The 13,664-nt window shown below is 57.5% G+C and carries 11 protein-coding genes and 1 other RNA gene; 4 read left to right on the plus strand and 8 right to left on the minus strand.

Features of this window, described 5'->3' with window-relative positions:
• Window positions 1–134 precede the first annotated feature (134 nt).
• Window positions 135–2,063, plus strand: coding sequence for an elongation factor G (locus AC2FD9_RS18465; protein WP_282120266.1), 1,929 nt, complete (start codon window positions 135–137; stop codon window positions 2,061–2,063).
• Between the two features lie 20 nt (window positions 2,064–2,083).
• Here the strand turns inward: AC2FD9_RS18465 and AC2FD9_RS18470 are convergent, their stop codons facing one another.
• The 5 genes from AC2FD9_RS18470 to AC2FD9_RS18490 all read right to left on the minus strand — a co-directional run bounded on the left by AC2FD9_RS18470 (window position 2,084) and on the right by AC2FD9_RS18490 (window position 8,445).
• A complete protein-coding gene (locus AC2FD9_RS18470) occupies window positions 2,084–3,661 on the minus strand; it encodes an ABC transporter ATP-binding protein (protein WP_282170449.1) in 1,578 nt (525 codons plus the stop codon).
• Window positions 3,658–4,764 (minus strand): ABC transporter permease, encoded by a 1,107-nt coding sequence (locus AC2FD9_RS18475; RefSeq protein ID WP_496838279.1) that lies wholly within the window; start codon window positions 4,762–4,764, stop codon window positions 3,658–3,660. The genes AC2FD9_RS18470 and AC2FD9_RS18475 overlap by 4 nt, the downstream gene beginning before the upstream one ends.
• A complete protein-coding gene (locus tag AC2FD9_RS18480; RefSeq protein WP_496838281.1) occupies window positions 4,765–5,850 on the minus strand; it encodes a microcin C ABC transporter permease YejB in 1,086 nt (361 codons plus the stop codon).
• Window positions 5,851–5,859: 9 nt separating this feature from the next.
• Complete coding sequence (locus tag AC2FD9_RS18485; RefSeq protein ID WP_496838283.1) at window positions 5,860–7,764, minus strand: extracellular solute-binding protein; 1,905 nt, start codon at window positions 7,762–7,764, stop codon at window positions 5,860–5,862.
• A 174-nt stretch (window positions 7,765–7,938) separates the two neighbouring features.
• A complete protein-coding gene (locus AC2FD9_RS18490) occupies window positions 7,939–8,445 on the minus strand; it encodes a c-type cytochrome (protein ID WP_058272647.1) in 507 nt (168 codons plus the stop codon).
• Between the two features lie 119 nt (window positions 8,446–8,564).
• Between AC2FD9_RS18490 and AC2FD9_RS18495 the strand changes: the two genes are divergently transcribed.
• Window positions 8,565–9,398 (plus strand): prephenate dehydratase, encoded by an 834-nt coding sequence (locus tag AC2FD9_RS18495; RefSeq protein WP_058279807.1) that lies wholly within the window; start codon window positions 8,565–8,567, stop codon window positions 9,396–9,398.
• Window positions 9,399–9,410: 12 nt separating this feature from the next.
• Here the strand turns inward: AC2FD9_RS18495 and AC2FD9_RS18500 are convergent, their stop codons facing one another.
• The 3 genes from AC2FD9_RS18500 to nudC are packed head-to-tail and all read right to left on the minus strand — an operon-like array spanning window position 9,411 to window position 11,392.
• Window positions 9,411–9,914, minus strand: coding sequence for a GNAT family N-acetyltransferase (locus AC2FD9_RS18500; RefSeq protein ID WP_496838285.1), 504 nt, complete (start codon window positions 9,912–9,914; stop codon window positions 9,411–9,413).
• The gene (locus tag AC2FD9_RS18505; RefSeq protein WP_496838287.1) at window positions 9,904–10,371 is read right to left on the minus strand and encodes an SRPBCC family protein; all 468 of its coding nucleotides are present in this window, start codon (window positions 10,369–10,371) and stop codon (window positions 9,904–9,906) included. Before AC2FD9_RS18505 ends, AC2FD9_RS18500 begins: the two co-directional genes overlap by 11 nt.
• Before the next feature lie 40 nt (window positions 10,372–10,411).
• Window positions 10,412–11,392 (minus strand): NAD(+) diphosphatase, encoded by a 981-nt coding sequence (nudC, locus tag AC2FD9_RS18510; RefSeq protein WP_496706354.1) that lies wholly within the window; start codon window positions 11,390–11,392, stop codon window positions 10,412–10,414.
• Window positions 11,393–11,566: 174 nt separating this feature from the next.
• On the opposite strand from nudC, the gene AC2FD9_RS18515 reads away from it, so the two are divergent.
• Both AC2FD9_RS18515 and ffs read left to right on the plus strand, forming a co-directional pair.
• Window positions 11,567–13,429 carry a bifunctional 2',3'-cyclic-nucleotide 2'-phosphodiesterase/3'-nucleotidase gene (locus AC2FD9_RS18515; protein WP_496838289.1) on the plus strand — a complete coding sequence of 621 codons (1,863 nt, stop codon included), beginning with the start codon at window positions 11,567–11,569 and terminating at the stop codon, window positions 13,427–13,429.
• Window positions 13,430–13,468: 39 nt separating this feature from the next.
• Window positions 13,469–13,567, plus strand: an RNA gene (gene ffs, locus AC2FD9_RS18520) — signal recognition particle sRNA small type.
• The last annotated feature ends 97 nt before the right edge of the window (window positions 13,568–13,664 follow it).

Raw genomic sequence — 13,664 nt, forward strand, 5'->3', positions numbered from 1 at the left:
CACACTTGTAGGGCGGGTGGAAATCCGCCCCGTGCCTGAGGCAGGCAGAGTACCAGACAGTATGTGCCGACGCGTTCGCGCTCGACCGCCTTTTTCGTGCAGCCGTTCTGCAACTTGAAAGAGGGACTGCATTCATGCGCGTTTTTTCTGTCCTCGGCCCCAGCCACTCGGGCAAAACAACACTGGTCGAGGCCATCAGCCGCCTTGATGGCCGGCCAACCACATTCGACGTTTCCGGAACCGTGCATTTGCACGGTTTTTCTTACTTGGACGAACCCTGGTGTGCCATTGACGTGAATGGCGGCAGCGATACCATGGCTTATGTCGGCCCTGCCATGGCGATCTCGGATGCTGCTGTCGTCGTCGTACCGCCCGACCCGGACGCCGCCGTGCTTTGCGCCCCTTATCTGCGGCTGGTCGAAGAGGCGGGTATTCCTTGCTTTCTGTTCATCAATCGCATGGACACCCCAAACGGACGTATCCGCGATATCATCGCCGCTCTGCAAACCTACTGCACACACCACATCGCATTGCGGCAGGTTCCAATCCGCGATGGCGAGGCGATCATCGGCGCGGTCGACCTGATCTCGGAACGGGCATGGAAATATCAGGAAGGGCAACCCTCGGCCCTGATCGAACTTCCGCAGTCCGTCGAAGACCGGGAACAGGAAGCCCGAACCGAATTGTTGGAGACGCTTTCAGATTTCGATGATCATCTGCTGGAACAACTGATCGAGGACAAACAGCCGCCCAGCGCAGAAATCTATGATCTGGCCGCGCAGGTTCTGCAAAGCCATCAGTTGATCCCGGCCTGCCTGGGGTCTGCCAGCCACGGCAACGGGTTGACCCGTTTGATGAAAGCGCTTCGTCACGAAGCCCCTGAATTCAATATCGCCGCCGGGCGGGACGAAGCAGCCGAAGACGCGCGCGCAATTGCCGGGTTCGCGGATGTCAAAAAGCACATCGGAAAAATCATCGTGCTGCGCGGTCTGGGCAAGGGCGTCAAAGCGCATGAAGCTCTGGGCGGCGAAACGGTTGGCAACCTGACGACACTGGATGCCAAAACCCAAATTTCGGAATTGGAAGCTGGTCAGATCGGGCTGGCCGTGAAATCCGACCACCTCAACCCCGGCAACCTGTACGACAGCACCGGAACCACACCGTTACCGGAGTGGGCCGAGGCCCATCCGGCCGCCCACCGGCAAATTGTGTCGCCGGCACATGAGCGTGACGATGTACGCCTGTCCAACGCGTTATCCCGACTGGTCGAGATTGACCCCGGACTGCACCTGCAGCACGATGAACTGAGCGGTCATGCCGTTCTGGGATCGCAAGGGCCTCAGCATATGCGCCGGGTCAGCGCCAAGCTGGCTGAAGACTTCGGTATCGAGATTGAGACCCAGACGGTTGAGACGGCCTATCGCGAGACCATCCGCGCACCGATCGAACATCGTCATCGCCACCGCAAACAATCCGGCGGCGCAGGACAATTTGCCGATGTGGTGATCTCGATCGCACCGACCCCACGTGGGGCCGGGTTCGAATTCGAAGAGATCGTCAAAGGGGGCGCTGTGCCCAGAAACTATATCCCATCGGTCGAACACGGTGCCAAGGATGCGCTGGTTCAAGGGCCTGAAGGGTTCCCGGTTGTGGATGTCAAAGTCACGCTCAGCGATGGCAAGCATCACAACGTCGACAGTTCCGACTATGCGTTCCGCACTGCGGGCAAGAACGCGGTGCGAGAGGCTTTGCCGCAGGCGAAACCGGTGGTCCTGCAACCCATCCTGAACGCCGAAATCCACTTGCCCTCGGATTTCGTGGGCGACCTGGTGCCTACGATCAGTTCGCTGCAGGGTCAGGTTCTGGGCTTTGAAGGCAATCCCAACGCGTCTGGATGGGAGATTTTCAATGCCCAACTGCCTGCTGTGGCCGAAGACGAGTTACACCGCACCCTCGCCAGCGCGACACGCGGCACGGGGTGGGTAAAACTGCAATTCGACCATTACGAAGAGCTTCGCGGCCCGGTTCCAAAATCCGCGGCACGCGAAACAGCGAATGCCTGAAAGCCCCGGGCGGGCTGGTTTCAGCCCGCCGCCGCAATCAGTTCGCGGGTATAGTCTGTCTGGGCGTTTTCGAACAGATCTTCGGCTGACCCCATTTCGATCACGTCACCGTTTCGCATGACAATCACATTGTGGGACATCGCACGCACGACTTTCAGATCGTGGCTGATAAATAGGTAGGCCAGTCCGTACTTACGCTGCAAATCGCGCAACAGGTCGACGATCTGAACCTGCACAGTCATATCCAGGGCGCTGGTCGGTTCATCCAGAACCAGCAATTTGGGCCTGAGGACCATGGCTCGTGCAATGGCAATACGCTGACGCTGCCCGCCCGAGAATTCGTGCGGATAGCGGTCCATCGCAGCCGGGTCCAAGCCCACTTCGGTCATCACTTCGGTCACCAGCTCCCGTGGCGAGCGGTGCGGGTCGACCTTGTGGATCGCCAGCCCCTCGGCAATGATCTGCTGGCAGGTCATCCGGGGACTGAGGCTTCCGAATGGGTCCTGAAACACAATCTGCATATCCTTGCGCAAGCGCCGCAACTCTCGCGTCGACCAGCGGCGTACATCCTGATCGCGGAAGGTTATCGCCCCTTCGGACGCAATCAACCGCATGATCGCCAGCGCCAGCGTTGTCTTACCCGAGCCGCTTTCGCCCACAATCCCTAAGGTTTCACCGGCGCGTACGCTGAGCGTTGCATCGTTCACCGCCTTCACATGGCCAACTGTGCGTTTCAGGAACCCGCGCTGGATCGGGAACCAGACCTTAAGGTGATCGGTGCGCGCCACTTCTTCGGCGTCGGGTGCCACAGGATCGGGGTGACCAGATGGTTCGGCCGCCAGCAGCTTGCGGGTGTAGGGGTGTTGGGGGTTGTCAAAGATCTCCTGGGTCGCGCCAGTTTCGACAATCTCGCCATCCTTCATCACACAGACCCGGTCGGCGATACGGCGCACGATCCCAAGGTCATGGGTGATGAAAAGCATCCCCATATTCTCAGATTTCTGAAGCTCGGCCAGCAATTCGAGGATCTGCGCCTGAATGGTCACATCCAGGGCCGTTGTCGGCTCATCCGCGATCAGGATATCGGGCTTGTTGGCAAGTGCCAGGGCGATCATGACGCGCTGGCGTTGGCCACCTGACAATTGATGCGGATAGCTGTCCAGGCGCTCCTCGGGATCGCGAATGCCAACCTTGGTCAGCAGTTCGACGATCCGGGCCCGTGCTGCATCACCTGTCAGACCCTGGTGCAGGGCCAGTGACTCGGCCATTTGTTTCTGGATCGTGTGCAGCGGGTTGAGCGAGGTCATCGGCTCCTGAAAGATGAAGCTGATATCGTTGCCGCGCACATCCATCAGGCGCTGGTCAGACGCGCCGATCATCTCCTGCCCTTCATAGGTGACCGAACCTTCGACAATCGCACTGTCACCCAGCAAAGACACTGTCGACAGCGCAGTGACTGATTTGCCGGATCCGGATTCACCCACCAGCGCAACCGTTTCACCCCGATCCACAGTAAAGGACACGCCCTTGACTGCGGCGCTCACCTGCCCGTCCTGACGGAACGAGACCTTAAGGTTGTTCACATCCAGCAGGCTCATGAAAAGGTCTTTCTGGGATCAAATGCATCGCGCACGCCTTCGAAGATGAAGACCAGTAGCGACAGCATAATGGCAAAGGTGAAAAAGGCGGTGAAGGCCAGCCACGGTGCCTGCAGGTTCTGCTTAGCCTGCAAGGTCAACTCACCCAAAGACGGGGCGGAAGACGGCAGGCCGAAGCCCAGAAAATCCAGTGAGGCCAGGCCGCCGATGGTGCCTGTCACGATAAAGGGCATGAAGGTCAGCGTGGCGACCATCGCATTGGGCAGCATATGGCGGAACATGATCGTCATGTTGCCCACACCCAGCGCCCGTGCGGCGCGCACATATTCCAGATTTCGCGCCCGCAGGAACTCAGCCCGGACAACACCCACAAGTCCGGTCCAGCTGAACAGGATCATCAGCGCGACAAGCAGCCAGAAACTTCGACCCAGAATGGCGAACATGATGATGATGACGTAAAGCGAAGGCGTCGCTGACCAGATTTCGATGATCCGTTGGAAGATCAGGTCCAGCCAGCCGCCAAAAAAGCCTTGAATAGCCCCGGCAAAAATTCCCACAAGACTGGCCACACCCGTGACCATAAGCGTGAACAAAATCGACAGTCGGAAGCCATAAATTACACGGGCCAACACGTCGCGCTTGGTGTCATCCGTGCCCAGCAGGTTTTGCCCGTTGGGTGGCAGCGGCGCTGCACCTGGGCGATCAACACTGGTGTTGAAGGAATACGGGATCAACGGCCAGACGGCCCAGCCACGCTCGTACCCTTCTGCCTGGAATGTACCGGCCTTGATCTCATCAATGATCCCCTCGGGATCGTCGAAACAGTCTTCAATGCCACCGCTGTCGATCAGGCACTGCACCTCGGGGTCGCGATAGATGGCTTCGGTCTGAAAATCGCCGCCAAACTCGGTCTCGGGGTAGAAGTTGAAGATCGGCGTGTAGAACTCGCCCCGGTACTTAACGAGGATCGGTTTATCGTTAGCGATGAATTCGGCGAACAGCGACAGGCCAAAAAGCACCGAAAAGACCATCAGCGACCAGAATGCACGCCCGTTACGACGAAAATTGCGCCAGCGGCGCTGGTTGAGAGGAGAAAGCGCCATTTACCCCTCCCGCTTTTCGAAATCGATGCGCGGGTCGACCAGCACATACATCAGGTCACTGATGATGCCGACAACCAACCCCATCAGACCAAAGATGAACAGAGTGCCGAAAATCACCGGATAGTCCCGCGCAACGGCTGCCTCGAACCCCAGACGGCCAAGACCGTCGAGCGAGAAGATCGTTTCGATGATGATCGACCCCCCGAAGAACACACCGATGAAAACCGCAGGAAATCCGGCGATTACGATCAGCATCGCGTTGCGGAAAACATGGCCGTACAGAACCTGACTTTCGCTCAGACCCTTGGCGCGGGCGGTCATGACATATTGTTTTTTGATCTCGTCCAGGAATGAGTTCTTGGTCAGCAGAGTCAGCGTCGCAAAGGCCGAAATCGTCAGCGCGATAATCGGCAGGGCAATGTGCCAGAAGTAGTCGGCGATCTTGCCAAACAGGCTGAGGCTGTCCCAGTTATCCGAGGTCAGCCCCCGAAGCGGGAATATCTGCCAATAAGATCCCCCGGCAAACAGAACCAACAGCAGGATCGCAAACAGGAACCCGGGAATGGCATAGGCTACGATGATCGCGCCGCTGGTCCAGGTGTCGAATTGTGACCCGTCCTTAATCGCCTTGCGAATGCCAAGCGGGATCGACACCAGATACGCGATCAACGTGGACCACAGACCCAGCGAGATCGACACCGGCATCTTCTCCAGCACCAGATCGGTTACGCTGATCGACCGAAAATAGCTTTCGCCAAAATCCAGCGTCAGGTAATTGCCCATCATGTTCAGGAACCGCTCAACCGGCGGTTTGTCGAACCCGAATTCCTTTTCCAGCTCTTCGATAAACTCGGGCGGAAGGCCACGCGCACCAATGTAGCGGTCATTCGTGCCGCCGGTCTGTTGCTCGATGTCACTGCCGCCGCCGGCGATTCCTTCGAACACATCACCGCCACCTTCCAACTGGGCGATGATCTGTTCAATCGGACCGCCAGGAACGAACTGAACCAGCGTGAAGTTGACGATCATGATCCCAAGCAGGGTTGGGATGACCAGCAACAGTCGTCTAAGAATATATGCTCCCATGGGGGCGGATTACCTCAAGGCGCCGGAGGATTTCAACTCGGCTTCTTTCTCTTCGTTGATCCACCAGAGGTCTTCAACACCCAATGCGTAAGGCGGCAGATTTTCCGGGTATTCGTACATGTCCCAGTAGGCAACCCAGTGCTTGCCCAGATACCACGTGGGAACCATGATCCGCTTGGCGCGCAGGACGCGGTCCAATGCGCGGACATTTGCAAACAGCTCTTCGCTGTCTTCGGCAGAGGCAATGTTATCGATCAGCGGTTCGATATCCGGGCCATGCACACCCGACGGGTTGAAGACCGAGTAAGAGGCCGCTTCGGTTCCGAACTGCTGATACAACCCTGTCGACGGCTGCAACGACCTCGGGTACCCGCCAACAATCATGTCGAAATCACGGTCCCGGCGGCGCAAGGTGAACTGGGCGTTGTCCACGCGGTTGTAGCTCGCATCAATCCCCATTGCCCGCAAATTGGCGACGAAGGGTTGAATAAGCCTGTCCAGCGTTGGCTGGTCGGACAGAAATGCAACAGACAGCACTTCGCCCTTGTCGTTGCGACGAATGCCGTCATCCCCAACAAGCCAGCCAGCTTCGTCCAGCAGTTTCATCGCCTTGCGCAAGTTGCCACGGTCATTTTGGCGGGCGGCCCGGGATTCATGCGCCGAGACCGGTTCTTCGGTCAGGATGGCCGGGTCCAGCGCGTCACCCAATTCCTGCAACACCTCAAGCTCGCGCCCTTCGGGCAGGCCGGTCGCCTCAAGATGCGTTCCTTCCCAGAAAGAGCTGCGCTGCTGGAATAATCCATATTGCAGACTCTCATTTGTCCATTCGAAATTATATGCCAGCTGGATAGCTTCGCGAACGCGGGGGTCCTGAAACTTTGGCCGATCAAGGTTCATGATGAAGCCCGACGCCGACGGCACATTTCCGTCTGCCAGTTCAGCCCGCACGACAGAACCATTCGCAATTGCCGGGAAATCATAGGCCGTTGCCCAGCTTTTCGAGTTGTTTTCCTGCCGAAGGGTAAACGTGCCCGCCTTGAACCCCTCCATCGCAGCAATGGAATCGGCGAAATACTCGACGCGGATGGTGTCAAAGTTGTTGCGGCCCACGTTGACGTTGACATCGTTGCCCCAATAATCGGGGTTGCGCTTATAGACGATGCGCCGGTTGATATCATAATCATCCAGAACATATGGCCCCGAGCCGATACCCGGATCGAGCCGCGACTTGTCCAATCGGCGGTTTTCAGGGTCTTCCTCGAACCATTTCTTAGAGAAAATCGACGTGGCCCCAACTTGAGAAATCCGGCCTCGGCGGGGGAAATCTGGCGAGAAGTAGAACTTTACACGATGGGTATCCAGCGCCTCGGCCTTGGGGATCCGCTGGCGAATTGCGTCGGCATAAGATTTCAGCCCTTGGTCCAGCAGCAGATTATGGGAAAACACCACATCTTCGGCCGTCACCGGTGTGCCGTCGGAAAACCGCGCCTCGGGGCGGATGTTGAAGATCACCCAATCATAGCTTTCGGGGTACTCCAGGCTTTCGGCTAGCAGGCCATAATAGGCCGCCGGTTCGTCATAGGATGGAACCAGCAGGCTTTCGTAGTGATCTGCCGACCTCGCACCAGCCCGGCCCTGCCTGGTATAGGGATTAAAGCTGTCGAACGTGCCTTGCGCCGCATAGGAGAGTTCTCCACCACGTGGCGCATCCGGGTTCACATAGTCGAAATGCGCAAAGCCGTCCGGATACTTCAAATCACCGAATTCCGAGAACCCGTGTGATTTGATGATCTTTTCCTCAGCAAAAAGCTGAGTTGCAGCGGCTGCACAGAGCAATGCCCCCAAAGCCAGAATGTGAACTAAGCGTCCGAAATCCTTTGTTCGCGCTAAAGCGGTAACTCGATTGGATTTCATGTGGCTCATCCCCTGCTCGTTGACGTCTTTAATATTGTTTGCGCCAGCTAAAAGACCAGCACTGCCAGTTTCAAGTTTAGAGTGCGTGAACACTTTGTGAAGATTTACTTAGATAAAAAATAAAGCCGCTGCACGGGGCAGCGGCTTTTGAATGCGTCAAAACTGAGCGAAAGATCAGTTGATGGTCTGCAGATAGGCAATCAGGTCGGCCCGTTCCTGCGGTTTTTTCAAACCTGCAAAGCTCATCGATGTACCTGAGATATAGGCACTGGGGCGGGTCAGGAACGCATCCAGCGCTTCGGGTGTCCAATTGCCGCCATGGGCTTGCATCGAAGCTGAGTAGCCAGTGAAACCTTTGGCTGAAGCAACCGGGCGATCCACGATTGCAAACAGGTAGGGGCCAGTGCCGTTGGCGCCGTCTTCCAGCTTGTGGCAGGCAGTACACTTGCGGAAAACCCGCGCGCCCTTGTCGGGGTCTGCGGCGGCCAGCATGTCTTCGAACACCACTTCTTCGCCGTCAGCGCTTTCACCGGAGCTTTCGGTTTCGATAATATACGAGGCCGTCTCACCATGCCCATCCGCATGGTAAAGCACTTCGGCACCCCATTTGGCCAAAAGCAGCACCAGGAAGGTGCCAAACAGGCCTGCTGCGGCCTTGGTAACTGTCATCGTGTCGAACATTGATCGCGAGTCCATTTCAGCTGTCTGCGGGGTGTCTAAGGCTTCCCCTTACAAGAGGCAAGGTATAGACACCGCGACTAAACGCCCAATTTTCGAACTTGTTGCACGGAATCGACCAAATGACCAAACGTATTGCATTTCAGGGAGAACCCGGCGCCTACAGCCACGAGGCCTGCCGTAATGCCCGCCCCGATATGGAGGCCCTGCCCTGCCGGACTTTCGAAGATGTGATCGAATCGGTGCGCGCAGGTGAGGCTGAATTGGCAATGCTGCCGGTCGAAAACACCACGTACGGCCGGGTCGCCGATATCCACCGTTTGCTTCCCCACAGCGGGTTGCACATCATCGAAGAAGCGTTCGTACGCGTTCACATCAACCTTCTTGCCGTACCAGGGGCCAAAATCGAGGATGTCACCGAGGCACACTCGCACCTGGTTCTGCTACCGCAATGCGCCGGCTTTTTGAAAGAGCACAACATCAAAGGACGCGTCAGTCCCGACAACGCGCGTGCGGCCCGCGAGGTCTCGGAACAAGGCGAGGTGCATTCAGCAGCATTGGCCAGCGAGTTGGCCGGCGAAATCTACGGGTTGAACGTACTTGCCCGGCACATTGAAGACCGCGACAACAACACCACACGCTTTCTGGTGATGTCACAGCAGGCCGACATGTCACGCCGCGGAGAACACGGCATGATCACCAGTTTTGTTTTTCAGGTGCGCAACATTCCGGCTGCGCTTTACAAGGCGATGGGTGGGTTTGCGACCAACGGCATCAACATGACCAAGCTGGAAAGCTACATGGTCGATGGGTCGTTCACTGCGACCCAGTTTTATGCCGATATCGTGGGCCACCCGGACGACCGGAACGTACAGTTGGCGATGGAAGAACTGGAACACTTCACCACGAATGTCGAGATTTTGGGCGTCTACCCAGCGGCTCAACCGCGCGGCTGAAGCCACCTCGGCTCAAATCACGGAAAAGCTTTTGCACTGGGCACTCTCGTGCTCCCGATAATCCACAAAGCCCATCGCCGAATAATAGGCCAATCCTTCGGCGTTTGTGGCCGAAATGGTCGCATCAATGGCCGGTAGGCCACTTTCCCGTGCCGCCAAGAGCGTCGCACGAAACAAGGCACGCCCGACACCGCGCCCTGCGGCAAACGGGCGAATATGCGTTCCAATGACGCCCCACCCGACCGGAGCGCCATATGGGTTGTTTTCGACCGCCCATTTCAACGATTGAAATCCCAGGACCTGCTCCTCCTGAAAAGCAACAGAGCATCTGATCCGGTCGGGATCGGCCACGTAATGCTCGCGGGCAAAATCAACGTCGCAGCGCTTGTTACGCTTTCCGGCCGCTGCGATGTCCCACAGTACCTCTGAGATACCTTGGGCGTCCGTCAAAACCGCCTCACGAACAATAAAACTATCCATCTCGTTCTCACCAAAGCTTTGGAAATCAGCCGCCATGAATGTGACGTTGTTCCATTTCCCGTGCGAACTCGGTCAGGCGCAACTGAAACTGTCGGCGAAACCGGGATTGCCCAAGCCTTAGTGATTGTAACAGCAGCCGCGCAGGCAGGGATTTGGCTAACAGGGACATATCAACGCTTAGACGCGTGCGGCGCTGCGACAGGGCCAAAAGCTCCACCGTCGTGACCCCGTTCATCCCCTTGCTTGCCGCTTCGAACCGCATCAGCAAAGGCGGGTCGCATTCGGCCATCTGCACGGAAATCTGACGTGGCTTTCCGCGCAACCTGAATTCTGTCTCCCAACTGGTGCCCGGAACAACGCCCAATTCGCCCGAAATCCGCCGGACGTCGATCCCGCGCCGCATTGCGATCCGTTCGAATCGGTCGAAGTCGGCCACCATTTCAAACACCGAGTTGATGGGAGCTTCGATATCTTCGCGCACTGTAAACTGCATTGTGGTTCGGGGTTCTCTCGCTTTTCAGAACAGTATTTTGTCAGTCCAATGTATCCGCAAGCCAGTTTTGCAAAAGAAAATGCGCAATCGCTCCCTTGCGGGCTGGCAGCAAAACAGGGTGTTCGCCGGCAAAGGCTTGCATCATCTCGGATTTGGTAACCCACATCGCATCTTCGATTTCGACCGGGTCGATGGTGATGCCGCGCGACAACGCCTCACCCGCGCAGCCGAACATCAACGAGGCCGGAAACGGCCAGGGTTGGCTGGACAGGTAACGGACCTCACCTACGGGCACCCCGGCCTCTTCCATCACTTCCCGCCGGACCGCTGCCTCAAGCGTTTCACCCGGTTCAACAAACCCTGCCAACAGCGAATACATCCCTTCTGGCCAGCCGGGTGAACGTCCCATCAACACTGAATCACCTTGCGTAATCAACATGATGACGACCGGATCAGTACGCGGAAAGTGCTGCCCACCGCAGGACGGGCAACTGCGCTGCCACCCCGCCTGCGCAAGTTCGCTGGCTGCGCCACACCGGGCGCAAAATCGATGCGTTTCGTGCCATGCGGTCACCGCCTTGGCCGAAGCCGCCAGTTCGGCGTCACGCGTCGACAAACGGGTCATGATCCGGCGCAGTTCGGCAAAGACATGGCCGTGGGGCAAGTCCGGGTGCTGTTGCTCTGACTTGTCGATAAAGCCTCCGACACCGGACACGTCCAACCCATCAGCCGTCCAGTCCGAAATATCAAAGGCAAACACCGGCGCATCGTCCGACAGCCCCAAGAACACAGGCTGCTCGACAGAACCTCCCGGCCCGGTTTCGACCAGCTTATGTGACATGGCGATCAGTCCCAACTGATCCAGCGCCTCGCCCTGAACCAAAACCTTACCGCGCCACAAGAGCAGGCATTTTGCATTGGGATGCCCCCGCGCCCCCGCGACCGCATCAGCATCCCCGCGAATATGCGCCGCACGATCCAGCCCCGAGCTACCAAACGTCACATATTCCGCATTTTTCATAAGTTATCCTTAGGCTTGTCCGCACAGGGCTGCCATGTCGGCCAATCAGTTGCAACGGTATTTCACCCCCAAAACCACAGGTCGCCATCGAATGAACACAGCTAAGCCTTGCAATTCACTGTGATTAATCTTTTTGTTGAAAATGACTAAGACAAAACTGCCAAAAGTAGAAATTTGAAACCTTCCCCTTCTCTGCATTCGCAGACCGTGCGGGTCCGAATACTGGCCACCACGGATCTTCATATGAACTTGAGGAGTTTTGATTACTATTCTGACACCCCTGAACCCACAATCGGCCTGACCCGAACCGCCAGCCTGATCCGTGAAGCCCGAACTGAGGCGCAGGCGGATGGCTCAACCGTGCTGCTTTTTGACAACGGCGATTCGCTGCAGGGAACTCCGGTTGGGGAGCTGGCCGCCGAGCAGGCCGATAAGCCTCATACGCTGATGCAGGCGTTTGGCGCGTTAGAGTATGATGCGATCGGGTTGGGAAATCATGATTTCGGGTTCGGTCAAGATATACTGGACAGCATCCTTTCGCAGGCCCCCTGTCCAGTGGTTTGCAGCAATGTTCATAGCCCGGGTGCCAACGAGGTCTGGCAGGATCAGGCAGTTCTAACCCGCCGGGTTGAGGTCGCGGGGCACCAAGCCTCGCTAACCGTCGGCGTCTTCTCGGTCGTTCCGCCGCAGACCCGGAATTGGGAATCTCATCGGCTGGGTAATGACGTCCGAATAGACGACATTTTGACCTGCGCGCGCACTAAAGTGTCAGAGCTTCGATCCCACGGCTGCGACGTGATCATCGCGCTTGCCCATACGGGGCTGGGGTCCGTCGACCCCGCGCCCGATCTTGAAAACGCGATAATCCCCCTTGCCGCGATTGAGGGCATTGACGCCATCATCGCCGGGCACACGCATCTGACCCTGCCGGGGAAGTCACACGCTGGGCTGGAACACGTCGATGCCACTGGCGGTATGGTGCATGGCACACCTGTTGTCATGCCGGGATCTGCCGGATCTCATCTTGGCGTGATTGATCTGACGCTGACTGCCACGACGGAAAAGGGCTGGTCGGTCGCGGCTCATCGCACTGAACTGCGCCCGGTCTCAGGTGCTGACCCGGCGGCCGAAGACCCGCTGTTGGTAGCGATGTTTTCAGATGTGCATTCCGCAACACGAAAACGGGCCGCGGAACCGATTGGGCATACGGATCAGAGCCTGCACAGCTATTTCAGCTTTTGCGCCAAGGATCGCGGGCTTGCGATGGTGGCCGCAGCACAGGCTTCGGCCGTGCGCCAGATCCTGAAGGGCACACCCCATAAAGCGACACCATTGCTGTCTGCCGTGGCACCTTCGAAGTTCGGTGGTCGCGCCGGGCCTCGCTTTTACTCGGACATTCCTGCGGGCGTCATGCGTATGCGGCACGTGGCTGATCTGAACATCTTTCCAAACGAACTTCGTTCGGTCGCGGTGACAGGAGAGCACATCAGAGATTGGCTTGAAATGTCTGCGGGCGTATTCAATCAGGTGAAACCCGGCGTGCAAACTGAATTGGTCAATCCTGATCGAGCCGGACACAATTTCGATGTTCTGTTCGGGCTAAGCTACGTGATCGACCTGAGCGTTCCGCCTCGGTTCGATGCGGAAGGGCGACTGGTAAATCCGGCATACCAGCGCATCTCAGATCTTCGTTTCCAAGGCCACGCGGTGACGGCCGAACAACGCTTTGTCGTTGCACTGAACAATTATCGGGCCAGCGGCGGCGGGCATTTTCCGATCATACGGGACGCCGAAATCATCAACGTTCCGGCTTTGCCGATCCAACACGCGCTAAAGGATTACCTGACCGGTGCAATGCCCGCTGAATCGCTGGAACAGGGCCCCTGCCCATTCCGTTTTGCGCCCATGCCGGGATCCTCTGTCCTGTTGAAGACCGGCCAACAGGCACAACGTCACCTCGCAGACATCGCAGAGTTCAGCCCAACGCTGGCTGGAACGGATGCCGAAGGGTTTTTGCGCATTCAACTCTCACTGTGACGGGTTGTCATTTCTGCGTGTCTTCCCTATATCGATTTTCGAGAGGTTGGCGCGGGCGAGCGCCTCGCCAACCTGGTCAGGTCCGGAAGGAAGCAGCCACAACGAGCCCCGCTTGGGTCGATGTCCAACCTCTCACTTACTTGAATCGTTAGCCGCAGGAGGGCTTTTATGATTGTAGCAAAAACCCTTTGGGCAGAGCGTTTCTGAGGCCGACCCTCACACCTGCCTGAACAAA

This window comes from Ruegeria sp. YTSC230 (assembly GCF_059609665.1).

Bases quoted from the DNA above. Each gene is read 5' to 3' on its own strand.
- AC2FD9_RS18465 (WP_282120266.1), top strand. From the start codon at position 135: ATGCGCGTTTTTTCTGTCCTCGGCCCCAGCCACTCGGGCAAAACAACA.
- AC2FD9_RS18470 (WP_282170449.1), bottom strand. From the start codon at position 3,661: ATGAGCCTGCTGGATGTGAACAACCTTAAGGTCTCGTTCCGTCAGGAC.
- AC2FD9_RS18475 (WP_496838279.1), bottom strand. From the start codon at position 4,764: ATGGCGCTTTCTCCTCTCAACCAGCGCCGCTGGCGCAATTTTCGTCGT.
- AC2FD9_RS18480 (WP_496838281.1), bottom strand. From the start codon at position 5,850: ATGGGAGCATATATTCTTAGACGACTGTTGCTGGTCATCCCAACCCTG.
- AC2FD9_RS18485 (WP_496838283.1), bottom strand. From the start codon at position 7,764: ATGAAATCCAATCGAGTTACCGCTTTAGCGCGAACAAAGGATTTCGGA.
- AC2FD9_RS18490 (WP_058272647.1), bottom strand. From the start codon at position 8,445: ATGTTCGACACGATGACAGTTACCAAGGCCGCAGCAGGCCTGTTTGGC.
- AC2FD9_RS18495 (WP_058279807.1), top strand. From the start codon at position 8,565: ATGACCAAACGTATTGCATTTCAGGGAGAACCCGGCGCCTACAGCCAC.
- AC2FD9_RS18500 (WP_496838285.1), bottom strand. From the start codon at position 9,914: ATGGCGGCTGATTTCCAAAGCTTTGGTGAGAACGAGATGGATAGTTTT.
- AC2FD9_RS18505 (WP_496838287.1), bottom strand. From the start codon at position 10,371: ATGCAGTTTACAGTGCGCGAAGATATCGAAGCTCCCATCAACTCGGTG.
- nudC (WP_496706354.1), bottom strand. From the start codon at position 11,392: ATGAAAAATGCGGAATATGTGACGTTTGGTAGCTCGGGGCTGGATCGT.